The 15,913-nt window shown below is 67.6% G+C and carries 13 protein-coding genes; 4 read left to right on the forward strand and 9 right to left on the reverse strand.

What is annotated here, in order from left to right; translation table 11 throughout:
• Positions 1-186 precede the first annotated feature (186 nt).
• Positions 187-636 carry a redox-sensitive transcriptional activator SoxR gene (gene soxR / locus FHP25_RS39715; protein WP_147852548.1) on the forward strand — a complete coding sequence of 150 codons (450 nt, stop codon included), beginning with the start codon at positions 187-189 and terminating at the stop codon, positions 634-636.
• Between the two features lie 115 nt (positions 637-751).
• Positions 752-1,201, forward strand: coding sequence for a nuclear transport factor 2 family protein (locus FHP25_RS39720; RefSeq protein ID WP_231712642.1), 450 nt, complete (start codon positions 752-754; stop codon positions 1,199-1,201).
• Positions 1,202-1,319: 118 nt separating this feature from the next.
• Here FHP25_RS39720 and FHP25_RS39725 read toward each other — a convergent pair whose 3' ends face one another.
• The 8 genes from FHP25_RS39725 to FHP25_RS39760 all read right to left on the reverse strand — a co-directional run bounded on the left by FHP25_RS39725 (position 1,320) and on the right by FHP25_RS39760 (position 13,624).
• On the reverse strand, positions 1,320-2,018 hold the full coding sequence (locus FHP25_RS39725) for a helix-turn-helix domain-containing protein (RefSeq protein WP_147852549.1): 699 nt from the start codon (positions 2,016-2,018) through the stop codon (positions 1,320-1,322).
• A gap of 112 nt (positions 2,019-2,130) precedes the next feature.
• Complete coding sequence (locus FHP25_RS39730; RefSeq protein ID WP_147852550.1) at positions 2,131-3,351, reverse strand: NnrS family protein; 1,221 nt, start codon at positions 3,349-3,351, stop codon at positions 2,131-2,133.
• Between the two features lie 27 nt (positions 3,352-3,378).
• The gene (locus FHP25_RS39735) at positions 3,379-4,152 is read right to left on the reverse strand and encodes a peptidylprolyl isomerase (protein WP_147852551.1); all 774 of its coding nucleotides are present in this window, start codon (positions 4,150-4,152) and stop codon (positions 3,379-3,381) included.
• Complete coding sequence (gene narI, locus FHP25_RS39740) at positions 4,149-4,859, reverse strand: respiratory nitrate reductase subunit gamma (protein ID WP_147852552.1); 711 nt, start codon at positions 4,857-4,859, stop codon at positions 4,149-4,151. The genes FHP25_RS39735 and narI overlap by 4 nt, the downstream gene beginning before the upstream one ends.
• On the reverse strand, positions 4,856-5,557 hold the full coding sequence (gene narJ, locus FHP25_RS39745) for a nitrate reductase molybdenum cofactor assembly chaperone (protein WP_147852553.1): 702 nt from the start codon (positions 5,555-5,557) through the stop codon (positions 4,856-4,858). The genes narI and narJ overlap by 4 nt, the downstream gene beginning before the upstream one ends.
• Entirely contained in the window at positions 5,557-7,074 is a 1,518-nt protein-coding gene (narH, locus tag FHP25_RS39750; RefSeq protein WP_147852554.1) for a nitrate reductase subunit beta, read from the reverse strand. Before narH ends, narJ begins: the two co-directional genes overlap by 1 nt.
• 33 nt (positions 7,075-7,107) lie before the next feature.
• The gene (locus FHP25_RS39755; RefSeq protein ID WP_147852555.1) at positions 7,108-10,842 is read right to left on the reverse strand and encodes a nitrate reductase subunit alpha; all 3,735 of its coding nucleotides are present in this window, start codon (positions 10,840-10,842) and stop codon (positions 7,108-7,110) included.
• A gap of 16 nt (positions 10,843-10,858) precedes the next feature.
• Entirely contained in the window at positions 10,859-13,624 is a 2,766-nt protein-coding gene (locus FHP25_RS39760) for a nitrate/nitrite transporter (RefSeq protein WP_147852556.1), read from the reverse strand.
• A 154-nt stretch (positions 13,625-13,778) separates the two neighbouring features.
• On the opposite strand from FHP25_RS39760, the gene FHP25_RS39765 reads away from it, so the two are divergent.
• Positions 13,779-14,456: a helix-turn-helix domain-containing protein gene (locus FHP25_RS39765; protein WP_178134137.1), complete on the forward strand. Its 678-nt coding sequence runs from the start codon at positions 13,779-13,781 to the stop codon at positions 14,454-14,456.
• A 43-nt stretch (positions 14,457-14,499) separates the two neighbouring features.
• Here FHP25_RS39765 and FHP25_RS39770 read toward each other — a convergent pair whose 3' ends face one another.
• Positions 14,500-15,192, reverse strand: coding sequence for a CBS domain-containing protein (locus FHP25_RS39770; protein ID WP_147852558.1), 693 nt, complete (start codon positions 15,190-15,192; stop codon positions 14,500-14,502).
• 170 nt (positions 15,193-15,362) lie between these two features.
• On the opposite strand from FHP25_RS39770, the gene FHP25_RS39775 reads away from it, so the two are divergent.
• A complete protein-coding gene (locus FHP25_RS39775) occupies positions 15,363-15,791 on the forward strand; it encodes a hypothetical protein (protein WP_147852559.1) in 429 nt (142 codons plus the stop codon).
• The last annotated feature ends 122 nt before the right edge of the window (positions 15,792-15,913 follow it).

Raw genomic sequence — 15,913 nt, forward strand, 5'->3', positions numbered from 1 at the left:
CGTAGCACAATATATCCATAATTGCTACTCAAAAACACCATTTACATGCCTACATACTGGACGCAAAATCGCCGCTTTTTTCAACAAAGCCAAATACTTACCTGACTCTGTCAGGGGTAACTTCGGCTTAATATAGAAGTTCAAGTGAGCTTGAGATCAAGGGGTGGCTGTGATTGATTGCCGGCCATGGAAGCCCTGCTCACCATCGGCGAGACGGCGCGGCGCAGCGGCGTGGCTGCTTCGGCGCTGCGCTTCTACGAAGAACGCGGCCTGATCACGGCGCAGCGCGCCGGCTCGGGCCATCGACGCTTTCCGCGCGCCGTGCTGCGGCGCCTCGCCTTCATCGTCTTCGCCCAGCGTATCGGGCTGTCGCTGGAGGAGATCGGCGCCGAGCTCGCCAAGCTGCCCTCGGAGCGCGTGCCGACCGGCCGCGACTGGTCGCGGCTGTCCGGCAAATGGGCCGGCCGCATCGACCAGCGCATCGCCGAGCTGCAGCGCCTGAAGGTGGGCCTCACCAGCTGCATCGGCTGCGGCTGCCTGTCGCTGGAGCATTGCCAACTCGTCAATGCCGGCGACCGGGCCGGGCGCATCGGTCCGGGGCCGCTTCTATGGGTGGGCGGCCGCCGAAAGCGGTGAATTGTGCGCTGCAACCAAAGAGCGCAGAAACAGCGCCCGGCACGTTGCTTCAGGGCCGCCGGCGTCTTAGGATAATGACGGCGCAAATAGAATGAATCCGGGGGGAATCATGCGCGTGACACGGCGTCATATGGCCGTTGCTGGTGCGTTCGTGCTCACAACATCGAGCCTTCTGCCCGCCCGTCGGCCGGTGTCGCAGCCCAGCGACGAAGCCGCGGTCAACCAGGCTGTCGAGACCCTGCGCAAAGCGATGCTCGCCGGCGATCGGGCGCAGCTGGAGGCGCTGGTGGCCGATCAGCTCAGCTACGGCCATTCCGGCGGCGCGGTCGAGACCAAGGCGCAGTTCATCGACGTCATCGCCTCCAGGAAGACCGTCTACAAGACGATCACGCTGTCGGACGCCACGGTCACGGTCGCCGGCACCAACGCAATCGCGCGCCATACCTTCGCCGCCGAGTTCGAGTCTGAGGGCAAGCCCGGCACGGCCAGGATCGGTGTGCTGCAAGTCTGGCAGAAGCAGGGCACCAGCCGGAAGCTCCTGGCACGCCAGGCGTTCAAGACTTGATTTTTTCGGACCGCGGGCGTCCACGCCCGCATCGGTGCGTTAGCGCCGACGGTCTCTCGCTCTGCGCTTCGCTCCGAGCGAGTGCGGGCGTGGACGTCCGCGGTCCGAATGAAAGACTTCAGTGACGGGCGTCGCCGGCGAGGGCGGCCAGCGCGGCACGGTCGCGGATGTGGATCTCCTGCGGATGCGGCAGCTCGATGATGCCGCGGCGCTTGAGCTCGGCCAGCATACGGCTCACGGTCTCGAGCGTCAGGCCGAGATGGTCGGCGATGTCCACCCGCGTCATGGCCAGCGGCACGATCGGCTGCGCCATGAGATGCGCTCCCAGCCGGCGCTTGAACTGGAGCAGGAAGGTTGCGACCCGCTCCAGGGCGTTCATGCGGCCCAGCAGCAGCAGCTGATCCTGCGCCGCCGCCAGGCTCTGCATGGTGAGATCAAGCAGGCGCTGGCCGGCGCGGGCATCGCCTTCGAGGGCCCGCCGCAGCTGCGGCCGCGCATAGCGGGTCAGCTCGGTATCGACGATGGCTTCGGCAGTGAAGACATGGGTGTCCCCAGCCTCCAGCCCGATGAGGTCGCCGGGCAACAGGAAATCGACGACGTAGCGCCGACCGTCAGCCATGATCTTGCATAGGCGCACAGCGCCTGACACGATCCGGTAGCAGGATCTTGCCGTATCGCCCTGCTGGAACAGCACGGCTTCGCGTGCAACGCTGGCGCGAACGCCCGTCGCCGGCAGCCAGGCATTCGCGTCATCGTCCGCTGCCGACATGACAGCGGCCGGGACGGCTTGAGGCGCGTTCGTCGTGTAGGTGATCATGACAGGCGGGCTCCCGTGGCTTGCCGATGCCGACGACTTTGGCCCGGTCGCCCCGCGGATTAAATTCGGGAACGACGCGTACGGGAAACCCCTTACATTTTTCCGAGGGCCATCACCCCGGCTGGCCGTCGACACGCGGCCGCAGCACCATGGGGGCGATGACAGCGGCGAGCAGACCAAACGCGGCAGTCCACAGCACACCGGCGGCAAGCAGCAGGTGCGCGGCGGCAGCGGCGTCGAGCATCTGCCCGGCCACGCGCGCGGCCACGGCCAGCGCCAGCAAGCCATAGGCCACGACCATGGCCGATGGCGCCTTCATCTCGCGGCCGGTGTGACCCAAGGTCGCGCGCGACATCACGCCCATGATCATGGTGCCGATGGCGCCCATGGTCAGGATGTGCAGCGCGGCCGTGGCCGGCAAGGCGTCGAACGCCAGCGCGGCGCCGCGCGCCAGAAGGCCGAGCACCAGCCAGATCACGCCGGCATGCAGGACGAAGAGGATCGGCGTGCCGACCGTGGCGGCCGTGCGCCAGCGTGCCAGCCGAACGGCGAGCATGGCCGCGGCCAGCAGGCTGGCATAGCCCACCACCGGGCTGGCATCGCCCAGCGCGACGTCGAGAAGCGCCACGGCAACCATCGACAGGATGCAAAGCCGGTCCAGCATCGGGCGCGGTGTGATGCCGGCCGATCCCGGCCGACGCTGGCGCACGAACGTGCCGGTGAACGCCGGCACGATGCGGCCGCTGATCACGGTGATCATCAGCAGGAGGATGTCGAGCGCCAGGAACAGGCCGCGCCGCCCTTGCGGCAGCACGCCGCCCGCATCGAGGTGCACCAGCACATTGGCGACGGTGATCGCCGCGAACAGAACGAAGAAGATGTAGTTGCGCCGGTTGCCGGCCGCGATCAGCGCCGGCGCCGCGGCGATGGCGACGGCCGGCAGGAAGACCAGGTCGGCGGCCGCCACCAGCGGCCACGGCAGCGCGTCGATGAACATCATCGCGACCCGGCCGAGCAGCCACAGCACCACCAGGACGCCCAGCCGCGAGCCCGCCACGGGCGGCGCGCCCGTCCAGTTCGGCACCGCCGTCAGCAGGAAGCCACCGAGCGCCGCGCCGGCGAAGCCGAACAGCATCTCGTGCGCGTGCCACATGATGACCGGCAGCCGTTGCGGCGCCAGCCCCAATCCGCTCAGCCAGGCGAGATAGACGGGAATGGCGCCGGCCGCGTACAGCGCCGCCAGCAGAAAGAACGGGCGGAAGCCGTAGGCCAGCGGCGCGAACCCTGCCGGACGCGCGACGGGCTCGGTGAGATCCATGATGTTGGTCCGCATGACGCCACTCCCTGAAGACGCCGATCGCTACTGCACAAGTGGCGATGTCGCTGCGCCAAGGTCAATTCCGTTGATCGTCGCACCGCCGGCGAGGATGCGGATGTATTGCGACACCGCGGTGCGCCACGACCGATCCTGGAGGTAGTCGGCGATGCGGTCCTTCACCGCGTCGTAGGGCAGCTCGCGGCCCAGGACCTTCTGCTCGACCGAGAGCACATGGTAGCCGTAGCGCGTCGACAGCGGCACGGGGCAGAGGCCGGGATCGAGATTGAAGAGGAAGGTGTCCAGCTCCGGCACGGTCTGGCCGCGCACAAGCTGCCCGAGATGCCCGCCCTGCTCCTTCGACGGGCAGGCCGAGAACTGCCGCGCCAGCGCGCCGAAGGCACCCGGCTCGCGACGCAGCTCGGCGATCAGCGCCTCAGCCTTGCGCTTGGCCTCGGCGCGGCCGTCATCGTCGTCCGGCGCGGCGGCGATCAGGATATGGCGCGCCTCGACCAGATCCGGGCTGCGGAAGCGCTGGCGGTTGTTGCGCCAGTAGCGCGCGCAGGTTTCCGCATCGGCCGCCGGCACCGTCACCTCGCGCGCCAGGAGCTCGGCGATCACCTCCTCCTCGCCGTCGGCCGCGGCCGGATCCGCGGCGCCGATGCCCAACGCGGCGGCGCGGCGCAGCAGCAGCTGACGGATGACCAGGGCGCGAGCGGCGGCGGCGCGGGCGTCCTCGAGCTTCGCGGCGGGATGGTGCTGGACCTCGCGCGCGATCGCGGCCTCGGGGATCGCAACGCCGTCGATGGCAATGCTCATGTCCGCACCTCACGGCTGGGCCCGCGCGCGCCGCGCTTGCGCACGACCTGGTAGGGCCGGAAGACGTACCAGACCGGCGCGCTCCAGATATGCACCAGACGGCCGAACGGGAAGATCAGGAAGATCGTGAGGCCCAGAAACATATGGGCCTTGAAGATCCAGTCGACGTCGCGGATCAGGTCGGCGGCGCCGCCGCGGAACGTCACGATGCGCTGCGCCCACTCCGACAGCACCATCATGACGCTGCCGTCGAGATGGCCGGCGGAGAACGGGATCGTCGCCAGGCCCAGCACCAGCTGTAGCCACAGGATCGCGAGGATCGCGATATCCATGGCCGAGCTGGTGGCCCGGATACGGGCGTCGAGCAGCCGGCGGTGCAGCAGCAGCGTCAGGCCGACGAAGCAGACCACGCCGGCGATGCCGCCCGATATCATGGCCATCAGCTGCTTGGCGCCGGCGCCGATGACGTGCTCGTAGACCGCGTGCGGCGTCAGCATGCCCACGAAGTGGCCCAGGAACAGGAACAGGATGCCAACATGGAACAGGTTGGAGCCCCAGCGCAGCTGTCGCGCGCGCAGCAGCTGGCTGGAGCCGGAGCGCCAGGTGTACTGCTCGCGGTCGAAGCGCAGCAGGCTCCCGAGCAGGAACACCGACAGGCAGATATAGGGGTAGATGCCGAAGACGAAGAGATGGAGATAATCGGTCATGACCGGTGCGCCCCCGACGCCGGCTTGGCGTTCATGCGCGCGAGCATGGTGGCGGCGCGGTCGCAGCCCTGGTCGCGCGTCTGCATGTCGGGCGTGCTCCCGACGCCGAACACGATTGCCGCCTCCTCCCATGCCCGGTCGATCGCCTCGGGCGACTCGGTGTCGGGCTCATCGGTATCGGCGGGACAGCCCCCGTCGGCGCCGACCAGCGCCAGCAGCGCGGCAAACACGCCGGCATAGGCGCTGTCGCGCTTCGCCAGGCGGCCATTGACGGCGGCGATGATGTGCGTGGCCTCGGCCAGCAGCCCGCGCGCCTGGGCGGACGGCAGGATCGAGAGGAACTCCAGGAACAGCGGCAGATAGTCCGGCAGCTCCTTGGCCGTCACGTCGAGACCGTGGCGCTCGTAGAGCTTCACCAGATCGATCATGGCCTGGCCGCGGTCACGCGACTCGCCATGCACATGCTCGAACAGATGCAGCGACAGCGTGCGCACGCGGTCGAACAGGCCGACATAGGCGGCCTGCAGGTCGAGCAGGTCACGGCTTTCCAGCACGGCGAAAAGCGGCTCCAGGCCCTCGCGCGCCGCCGGGGCGAGCAGGTTGTCGGCGTGCAGCAGCCGGCGCATCTGCGGCACCGATGCGACCAGCGCATCGTCGGGGTAACCAAGCAGTCGGGCGAGAACGCGATAGGTGATCATCACTTGCCTCCCAGGGCGCGGGCAGGCCTGTTGCCGCCGAACAGGCCGCGTTCGTCCGTGCCGTCACCGCAGCCGTTGCCGAAGGAGAAGCCGCAGCTGCCGCGCAGGTCGAACGCCGTCTCGGCATACTCGCGGTGGGTCGTCGGGATCACGTAGCGGTCCTCGTAGCTGGCGATGGCCATGTAGCGGTACATCTCCTCGACCTGGCGGGCATCCAGGCCCACCTTGCGCAGCACGTCGATGCGGTCGACGCCGTCGACGTTGCGGGCGCGCATGAAGACCCGCATCGCCGCCATGCGCTCCAGCGCGCTGACGACCGGCGCCTCATCGCCGGCGGTCAGCAGGTTGGCGAGATAGCGGACCGGGATGCGCAGCGAGCGCACATCGGGGATGTGGTTGTCCATCGCGACCTTGCCGGCATCGGCGGCCGACGTGATCGGCGACAGCGGCGGCACGTACCAGACCATCGGCAAGGTGCGGTACTCCGGGTGCAGCGGGAAGGCGATCTTCCAGTCGATCGCCATCTTGTAGGTGGGCGAGCGGCGCGCCGCCTCGAGCCAGGCATCCGGCACGCCGTCCTTGCGCGCCTGGGCGATCACCGCCGGATCCTCGGGATCGAGAAAGATCGAGAGCTGCGCCGGATAGAGGCCCTGCTCGCTCTCAACCGATGCAGCCTCCTCGATGCGGTCGGCGTCGTAGAGCAGCACGCCGAGGTAGCGGATGCGCCCGACGCAGGTCTCCGAGCAGACCGTCGGCTCGCCGACCTCGATGCGGGGGTAGCAGAAGATGCACTTCTCCGCCTTTCCGGACTGCCAGTTGTAGTAGATCTTCTTGTAGGGGCAGGCAGAGACGCACATGCGCCAGCCACGGCACTTGTCCTGGTCGACGAGGACGATGCCGTCCTCCTCGCGCTTGTAGATCGAGCCCGAGGGGCAGGCAGCAACACAGGCCGGGTTCAGGCAGTGCTCGCACAGCCGCGGCAGGTAGAACATGAAGGTGTTCTCGAACTGGCCGTAAATCTCCTTCTGGACCTGCTCGAAGTTCTTGTCACGGGAGCGCTTGGCGAACTCCGTGCCCAGGATCTCCTCCCAGTTCGGGCCCCATTCGATCTTGTCCATGCGCTTGCCCGTGATCAGCGACACCGGGCGCGCCACCGGCATGGCCTCCGACTCGGGGGCCGTGTGCAGGTGCTCGTAGTCGAAGGTGAAGGGCTCGTAGTAGTCGTCGATCTCCGGCAGGTCGGGGTTGGCGAAGATGTTGGCCAGCACCCGCCATTTGCCGCCGATCCTCGGCACCAGCTTGCCGCTCCTGGTGCGGCGCCATCCGCCCTTCCAGCGCTCCTGGTTCTCCCATTCCTTGGGATAGCCGATGCCCGGCTTGGTCTCGACATTGTTGAACCAGGCGTATTCCACGCCCTCGCGGCTGGTCCACACGTTCTTGCACGTCACCGAGCAGGTATGGCAGCCGATGCACTTGTCGAGGTTGAGCACCATCGCGATCTGGGCCCGGACTTTCATGTTCGCATGCTCCCTCTCATATCGCCCGACCGCTCACTCGGCCGCCGCAGGGCGGCTGGTCAGCGGACCATCGAGCCAGTCGACGTTGGCCATCTTGCGCACGATCACGAACTCGTCGCGATTGGTGCCGATCGTGCCGTGGTAGTTGAAGCCGTAGCTCAGCTGTGCGTAGCCGCCGATCATGTGCGTCGGCTTGAGGCAGGTGCGGGTCACCGAGTTGTGGATGCCGCCACGGGCGCCGGTGATCTCGCTGCCCGGCATGTTCACGATCTTCTCCTGGGCGTGGTACATCAGCACCATGCCCTTGGGCACGCGCTGGCTGACCACGGCGCGCGCCACGAGCGCGCCGTTGAGGTTGAAGGCCTCGATCCAGTCGTTGTCCTCGATGCCCGCGTCCTTGGCGTCGGCCTCGCTCAGCCACACGATCGGCCCGCCGCGCGACAGCGTCAGCATGAGCAGGTTGTCGGTGTAGGTGCTGTGGATGCCCCACTTCTGGTGCGGCGTGATGAAGTTGAGCACGATCTCCGGGTTGCCGTTGGGCTTGCGCCGCAGCATCGGGTCGGTGGCCTTGGTGTCGATCGGCGGCTTGTAGAGGCAGAAGCCCTCGCCGAAGGCCAGCATCCAGGGGTGATCCTGGTAGAGCTGCTGGCGGCCCGTCAGCGTGCGCCACGGGATGAGCTCGTGCACGTTGGTGTAGCCGGCGTTGTAGCTGACGTGCTCGGACTCGACGCCGCTCCAGGTCGGCGACGAGATGATCTTGCGCGGCTGCGCCTGCAGGTCGCGGAAGCGCAGCTTGTCGTCCTCGCGCGGGATGGCGAGATGCGTATGGTCGCGGCCCGTGGCCTTGCCCAGCGCCTGCCACGACTTCACCGCCACGGCACCGTTGGTCTCCGGCGCCAGGGCCAGGATCACCTCGGTCGCATCGATGTCCGTGTCGATGCGCGGTAGGCCCTGGCTGATGCCCTCTTCCGTCACCGTGCGGTTCAGCTCGCCGAGGAAACGAACCTCGGCCTCGGTGTTCCAGCTGATGCCCTTGCCGCCGTTGCCGGCCGTGCTCAGCAGAGGCCCGAGCGAGGTGAATTTCTTGTAGGTGTTGGGATAGTCGCGCTCGACCACGGCCAGCGCCGGCGCGGTCCTGCCCGGCACGAGGTCGCACTCGCCCTTCTTCCAGTCCTGCGGCTCGAAGGGCTGCGCCAGCTCGCCAGGCGTGTCGTGCAGCAGCGGGCTCAGCACGAGCTCCTTCTCGACGCCGAGATGGCCCTGGCAGACGGCGCTGAACTTGCGCGCGATGCCCTTGAAGATCTCCCAGTCGCTGCGCGCCTCCCATGCCGGATCGACCGCGGCCGACAGCGGGTGGATGAAGGGGTGCATGTCCGAGGTGTTGAGGTCGTGCTTCTCGTACCAGGTGGCCGTGGGCAGCACGATGTCGGAGTACATGCAGGTGGTCGACATGCGGAAGTCGAGCGTCACCAGCAGGTCGAGCTTGCCCTCGCCCTCATCGTCGCGCCACACGACCTCCTGCGGCTTGCGGCCGCCTTCGACACCGAGATCCTTGCCCTGCACGCCGTGCTGCGTGCCCAGCAGGTGCTTGAGGAAGTATTCGTGGCCCTTGCCGCTGGAGCCCAGCAGGTTGGAGCGCCAGACGAACATGTTGCGCGGGAAGTTGCGCGGATTGTCGGGGTCTTCGCACGAAAGCCTGAGCGCGCCGCTCTTCAGCGATTCTGCCGCCCAGGCGGACGCGTCCTTGCCGGCAGCCGCAGCCTGGCGGCAAGCCTCCAGGCCGCCGATCTCCAGCTGGGGTGCCGACGGCAGCCAGCCCATGCGCTCGGCACGCACGTTGAAGTCGATCAGGCTGCCCTTGAGGCTGTCCCCGGCCAGCGGCGAGAGGATCTCCTCGACACCCAGCCGCTCGTAGCGCCACTGCCCGGTGTGGGCATAGAAGAACGAGGTCGAGTTCATGTGCTTGGGCGGCCGGTGCCAGTCGAGCGCGAAGGCAAGCGGCGTCCAGCCGGTCTGCGGCCTGAGCTTTTCCTGGCCGACATAGTGCGCCCAGCCGCCGCCCGACTGGCCGATGCAGCCGCACATCACCAGCATGTTGATGATGGCGCGGTAGTTCATGTCGGCGTGATACCAGTGGTTCACCGCCGCGCCGAGGATCACCATCGACTTGCCGCGCGTCTTGTGCGCGTTGTCGGCGAACTCGCGCGCCACCGCCACCACGCGCTCGCGCGGCACGCCGGTGATGCGCTCCTGCCAGGCCGGCGTATAGGGCGCGTCGTCGTCGAACGAGGCCGCGACGTCGCCGCCCAGGCCACGATCGATGCCGTAATGCGCCAGGAGCAGGTCGTAGACCGTGGCGGCCAGAACCTCGCCGTCCTTCAGCGCCAGCCGCTTCACCGGCACGTTGCGCTCAAGGATCGCGGCGTGGTCGGTATTCTTGAAATGCGCGTGCGCGATGTTGCCGAAATACGGGAAGGCCACCGCCTCGACCGCGTCACGCGCCTCGATCAGGCTCAGGCATGCAGTGACGTCGGCGCCGGACGTGTCCTTGCTCTCCAGGTTCCACTTGCCCGGGTCGCCCCAGCGCGAGCCGACCGTGCCGGTCGGCACGGCGACGCGGCCGCTGGGCTCGTCGATGACGACGGGCTTCCACTCGGGGTTGGCGGCCTCCCCCAGCCCATCGGTGAAATCCGAGGCCCGGATGAAGCGGTCGGCCACGCGGCGGCCATCGCGTTTCACCAGCTTCACCAGCATCGGCATGTCGGTGTAGCGGCGGCAGTAGTCGGCGAAATAGTCGCTGCGCCCCACCGCGTGCCATTCCTTGAGGATCACGTGGCCCATGGCCATGGCAAGCGCCGCGTCGGTGCCCTGCTTGGGCGCCAGCCACACGTCGGCGAACTTCGACGCCTCGGAATAGTCGGGCGTCACCGTGACGACCTTGGTGCCCTTGTAGCGCGCCTCGGTCATGAAATGAGCGTCCGGCGTGCGCGTCTGCGGCACATTGGAGCCCCACAGCATCAGAAAGGTCGAGCTGTACCAGTCGGCGCTCTCCGGCACATCGGTCTGCTCGCCCCAGGTCTGCGGGCTGGACGGCGGCAGATCGCAGTACCAGTCGTAGAAGCTCATGCACACGCCGCCGATCAGCGACAGGTAGCGCGAGCCGGCGGCATAGGAGACCATCGACATGGCCGGAATCGGCGAGAAGCCGATGACGCGGTCCGGTCCCCAGGTCTTGATGGTGTAGGCGTTGGCGGCGGCGATGACCTCCTCGACCTCGTCCCAGCTCGCGCGCACGAAGCCGCCCATGCCGCGCATCGCCTTGTAGTCGCGGGCCTTGGCCGGCTCCTCGACGATCGACTTCCAGGCCTGCACCGGATCGCCGTGCGCCGCCTTTGCCGCGCGCCACAGCCGAAGCAGCCGGCCGCGCATCATCGGGTACTTCAGGCGGTTGGCGCTGTAGAGGTACCAGGAGTAGCTGGCGCCGCGGCTGCAGCCGCGCGGCTCGTGGTTGGGCAGGTCGGGCCGCGTGCGCGGATAGTCGGTCTGCTGCGTCTCCCAGGTGACGATGCCGCCCTTGACGTAGATCTTCCACGAGCACGAGCCGGTGCAGTTGACGCCGTGCGTGGAGCGCACGATCCGATCATGCGCCCAGCGGCTGCGGTAGGCCTCCTCCCAGCCGCGGTCCTCGTTGGTGACGACGCCGTGGGTTCCGGCGAAGCTGTCGACGTTCTTGCGGAAGAACATCAGGCGGTCGAGGAAATGACTCATCGTGAGGACTCCGTGGTCAGGCCGGCTGGGCGGCCGCTTGAGTGGGCCCGCCGCGCTCGACGGCGCGCAGCAGGCCGCCCCTGCGGGTGTAGACAACCCAGGTGATGGCGATGCAGGTCAGGTAGAAGGCGAAGAACCCCCACAGCGCCGCCTGTGGCCCGCCGGTGAGCACGATCGACGATCCGTAGCTCTTGGGAATGAAGAAGGCTCCGAAGGCGGCGACCGCCGAGGTGAAGCCGATGATCGCCGCCGACTCCTTCTCGGCCTGCTGGTGGCGCGCGGCGATATCCGTGTCCGGCATCAGCCGGTCCATCTCCAGGCGCATGATGGCCGGGATCATCTGGAAGGTCGAAGCGTTGCCCACGCCGCTGACGAAGAACAGGATCAGGAACATCGCAAAGAAGCCGGCGAAGCTGCCCGCCTCCAGGAAGTGGATGACGCCGACGATGCCCAGCGCCATGCCGACGAACACCCAGAACGTGACCCGGCCGCCGCCGAAGCGATCGGCGACCCAGCCCGTCATCGAGCGCGACAGCGCGCCGACCAGCGGGCCCAGGAACGCATATTGCAGCGCGTCGACCTCGGGAAACTGGATCCTGGCCAGCAGCGGGAAGCCGGCCGAATAGCCGATGAACGATCCGAACGTGCCAGTGTAGAGCCAGCACATGATCCAGTTGTGCCGGCGGCGGAAGATCACGGACTGCTCGGCGAAGGATGCCTTGGCCGAGGCGAGGTCGTTCATGCCGAACCACGCGGCAAAGGCCGAGGCGGCGATGAACGGCACCCATATGAAGCCGGCGTTCTGCAGCCACAGCGGCGTCTCGCCGGCAGCGCCCTTCACCATTGCCGGATTGCCGCCCAGCCAGCCGAACACGCCCAATGTGATGGCCAGGGGCACGACGAACTGAACGACGCTGACACCCAGATTGCCCAGCCCGGCGTTGAGCGCCAGGGCATTGCCCTTCTCGGCCTTCGGAAAGAAGAACGAGATGTTGGACATCGACGAGGCGAAATTGCCGCCGCCGAAGCCGCACAGCAGCGCCAGCAGCAGGAAGATCCAGTATGGCGTCGCGGGGTTCTGCACGGCCAGCCCGATGCCGACCGCGGGGATCATCAGCGACCATGTCGAGAGCGTCGTCCACAGGCGGCCGCCGAAGATCGGCACGACGAAAGAATAGAAGACGCGCAGCGTCGCGCCCGAGACACCGGGCAGCGCCGCCAGCCAGAACAGCTGGTCGGTGGTGTACTTGAAACCCACGGCCGGGAGCTTCGCGACCACGACCGACCACACCATCCACACCGCGAACGACAGCAGCAGCGCCGGGATGGAGATCAGCAGGTTGCGCCGCGCGATCGGCCGGCCCACCTCGGCCCAGAAGGCAGGATCTTCCGCCCGCCAGTCGGTGATCAGCTGGCCGGACAGAGCGCCCACGTGCCGCGGCTCGTGGATCTCCTGCATCTCGGGCAGCTCGGGCAGGGTGCGCAGCACCTCCCTCGCTGCGGTGCGCTCCATGGTCCGGACCGCCATGTGCATCCAGGCCAGCGACGCGGCAACGATCAGGAACAGCAGCATGAAGCAGCTCGTCCAGATGCCGGTCAGGTCGTTCATCAAGCCGAACGCGATGGGCAGCACGAAGCCGCCCAGGCCGCCCACCAGGCCGACGACGCCGCCGACCGCGCCGACATGCCTGGGATAGTAGACCGGGATGTGCTTGTAGACCGCCGCCTTGCCCAGGCTCATGAAGAAGCCCAGCACGAAGACCATGACGGTGAACGGCACCAGCCCGACCTCGACCTGGAAGCCGATCGGGCCGTTGATGCCTTTCACGATGTACTGGGTCGGCGGGTACGACAGCAGGAAGCAGACGACGACAGAGACCCCGAACGTCCAGTACATCACGCGCCGTGCGCCATACCTGTCCGACAGGTGGCCGCCATAGATGCGGAACAGGCTGGCCGGCACCGAATAGGCGGCAGCGATGACGCCGGCGGCGATGATGTCCAGCCCATAGACGCCGATCAGGTAGCGCGGCAGCCACAGCGCCAGCGCCACGAAGGCGCCGAACACGAAGAAGTAGTAGAGCGCGAAGCGCCAGACCTGGATGTTCTTCAGCGGCTCGAGCATCGCCGACAGCGGCTCGGGCCTGGTGCCGGCCCGGCGCCGCGCCTGGAGCTCGGGGTCGTCGCTGGTGCCGAACCAGAACGCGACCGCCATCACGACCAGCGCCAGCGCCCAGATGCCCGCCACCATCTTCCAGCCGAAGGCGACCATCACGAAGGGGGCGGCAAACTTGGTGACCGCGGCGCCGACATTGCCGGCGCCGAACACGCCCAGCGCCGTGCCCTGCTGCTCGCGGGGATACCAGCGCGAGACATAGGCGATGCCGACCGCGAACGATCCGCCGGCGATGCCGACACCCAGCGCCGCCAGCAGGAACGTCTCATAGGTGGTGGCGAAGGTGAGCAGCCATGTTGCCAGCGCCGCCGCCAGCATGACCAGGGTGTAGACCAGCCGGCCGCCATGCTGATCGGTCCAGATGCCGAGGATCAGCCGGATCAGCGAGCCGGTGAGGATCGGCGTGCCGACCAGCAGGCCGAACTGCGTCTCGCTGAGTCCGAGGTCGTCCTTGATCTGGATGCCGATGATCGAGAAGATCGTCCACACGGCGAAGCAGACGGTGAACGCGACTGTGCTCAGCGCCAGCGCGCGTGTGCGTCCCTCAGCCGAAGCCGGCCCGTCGTCCTGCCGGACACCACCGCTTTCAGCAATCGCGTGCACCATCGTCGACCCCCACCGTTCGACCGCACACTCTGCCCGATACTGCGGGCCGCCATTGACGCAAGTCAATTTCGGGTTGCGATGGATTGATTGTCGCGCGCACTTGATATTTATCATTTCCAGCGAAGACCGATATCGTCGCCAGGAGCAGCCAATCGTGTCACCCGAGGATCAGCATCGCGTCGAGACAATCGTGCTGTTCAAGGACGTGCCGATGCCGGCCGTCCGTTCGTTGGCCCAAGCGTGCGCAACCCAGGTGCTTGCTGCGAACGCCACCGTCTTCCGGACGGGCGAGCAACCATCGCTGCTGCATCTGATCCTGGCCGGCCGCATCGCGCTCATCGGCGAAGGCGCCGGCGACGCTGCCGTGATCGAGGCCTTCGGCGAAGGCGAGGCGTTGCTGACGCCGGCAGTCATGCTCGACCGGCCCTACCTGCTGACCGCCCGCACGCTCATCGAGACCCGCGTCGCCGCGATCCCGGCCGAGACGTTCCGTGCCGTGCTCGATCGCGAGCCGGCGCTGGCGCGGGCGGTGATCAACCAGCTCGCACGGCACTGGCGCGTTTTGATCCGCCAGATCAAGGATCTCAAGCTGCGCGCCGGCGCCCAGCGCCTGGCATCGTATCTGCTGGCGCAGGACCGCAGCTGCGGCGGGAGCATCTACCTGCCGATGGAGCGGCGGCTCCTGGCGGGGCGGCTGGGCATGAGCCCCGAGCACCTGTCGCGTGCCTTCGTGCAACTACGGCCGCATGGCGTCGCCAGCCAGGGACGCTCGGTGACCATCGTCGACGACGAGGCGCTGCGGCACTTCTGCGACTTCGACGCGCTGATATAGCAGGCCGTGACCGGCGGCAGGGGACGACCGCCATCCCCTGCCGTCAGACGCCGAAGGCCAGCACCTCCGGCAGCACGACGAGATGGTTCTCGACACGCTTGACGCCCGCGACCTGCTCGGCCGCGACGCCGCACACCTTCTTCACCGTCTCGTTGTAGACGTAGCCCCAGAGATGGACCACGCCCTGCTCCACGACCACGTTCGCCGGCCAGATCCACGGCCAGTGATTCTTGGCGAACTCGTCGGCAACGGCGGACCGGATCGCCTCGTCGGTGACCTGCACGTCCTGCGCGGGCCTGTGCGCAAGCAGCCCCTGCAGCAGGTTGGCGCGGCTGACGGCCCCCACCGGCCTGCCGTCGCGCACGACGGGAATGCACTTGACGTGGTGCTTGTCCATCAGCCGCGCGATCTCGGCCAGCGGCGTGTCCTCGGCCACCGTGACGACGGACGCCGTCATGATGTCGGCGACGCGGCGGGCATGCGACTTGATGTAGTCGGCGACCCGTGACGCATCGTTGGGCACCAGCCGCAGCAGCCACGAGCGCTCGCGCTCGGTGCCCAACTCGACGCGGTGCACGAGGTCGGCTTCGCTCACGATGCCCAGTAGCGTGCCATCCGCATCGACGACCGGCACGGCGCTGACCTGCGCGCCCAGCAGCAGCTGCGCCAGGTCGAAGATCGAGGTGTCCGGCGTCACGGTGTGGACCTGCCGGGTCATGACATCCTTGGCCAGCATGCACGTCTCCTGTTCAGGAGCCGCAAGAACACTCCAACCGCGACGCCGGCACCTTGCGCCAAATCAACATCACGGCTCCGATATGAGCGGATTCCATCCTTGACGGCATGGATCCCGACGCGCCTGCTGGCGTTGGACATGGCAGCGGCGACGCCGCAGGAGATTGCTACATGGCCAGAACGTCCAACGTGGCGCGACTGCTGCCGCTGGCCGCGACGCTGGCGGTGGCGGCAGCCTGTGCCGACACGAACTCGGTTCCGCGGCCGCCGGAGCGCGGCGACGGCGGCGCGCCGACACAGACGGTCGATCAGAGCCTGCGCGGCTGGCAAGCGCGCCAGCCAAATACCAATCCCGAGTTGAGCCCCGATATCATGCGCCGCATCGACCCAGGCAACCCCGGCCGCAGCGCGCCGGGCGTGCCGGGCAACCCCTATGCCGGCACGTCTTCCGGCCTGCCGAGCATCCCGATGCGGCCGGACGCCACGACCATTCCGCTGCCCGGCCGCACGACCTTCCCCCTGCCCGGCGGCACGACGCTTCCAACCGCCGCCGACCCGTCAAACCCCAACAATGTGACGACGGTGCCGCGGCCGAACTAGGGCCTGTTTTCAAACCCCGATCCAGATGAGGATACAGGCGATCAGCGCCATGGCGAGGTAGTTGCGGGCGGTCTTTTCGTAGCGAGTAGCGAACCGACGGAACCGCTTGAGGCGATTGATGC

It is taken from the genome of Vineibacter terrae, assembly GCF_008039615.1.
Lineage (GTDB): Bacteria > Pseudomonadota > Alphaproteobacteria > Reyranellales > Reyranellaceae > Vineibacter > Vineibacter terrae.